We start from the raw sequence: 611 nt of genomic DNA on the forward strand, positions 1-611 counted from the left end.
CCGAAGCCCGTGGCCCAACCACTTGTGGGGGGAGCGGTCGAAGGTGGGGCCGGCGATTGGGACGAAGTCGTAACAAGGTAGCCGTACCGGAAGGTGCGGCTGGATCACCTCCTTTCTAAGGAGCACAGCCGACCGGACCGCCCGCCTGAGGTGGGGGACCGGCCGGTGGCCGCCGTTGACGGCGTATGTCCGTCAGGTGGCTGCTCATGGATGTGGAGCACTGGCTACTCAGCTCACCGCTCGTGTGAGCCGGCAAGTACCGCCCCCCTTCACCGGGGGGGGGGAACGCGGGTTTCGGGCGGCGGGAGGGTTGGACACGCTGTTGGGTCCTGAGGAAACGGGCACGTTTCTTCGGATCGCGGGACCTGAACCGCACCATCTGACCGGTGGTGTGGTTTTGGTGGGCCCGGTTGTTTTTTGAGAACTGCACAGTGGACGCGAGCATCTCTGGTGAGACTCGGCTTCTCGAACGTCGCCCCTTTTCGGGTGGGGTTCGGGGTGTTGGGTTTCATCTGCGATTTGTTTTGATCGTTTTGTGTGTTCAAGTTTTTAAGGGCATACGGTGGATGCCTTGGCATCAGGAGCCGATGAAGGACGTGGGAGCCTGCGAT

General features: G+C 62.2%; 1 rRNA gene. It reads left to right on the forward strand.

The window, feature by feature from the left end:
* Window positions 1–115 (forward strand): 16S ribosomal RNA (locus tag E1298_RS47445); the annotation flags it as partial.
* Between the last annotated feature and the right edge of the window lie 496 nt (window positions 116–611).

The organism is Actinomadura rubrisoli (genome assembly GCF_004349215.1).
GTDB classification, from domain to species: domain Bacteria; phylum Actinomycetota; class Actinomycetes; order Streptosporangiales; family Streptosporangiaceae; genus Spirillospora; species Spirillospora rubrisoli.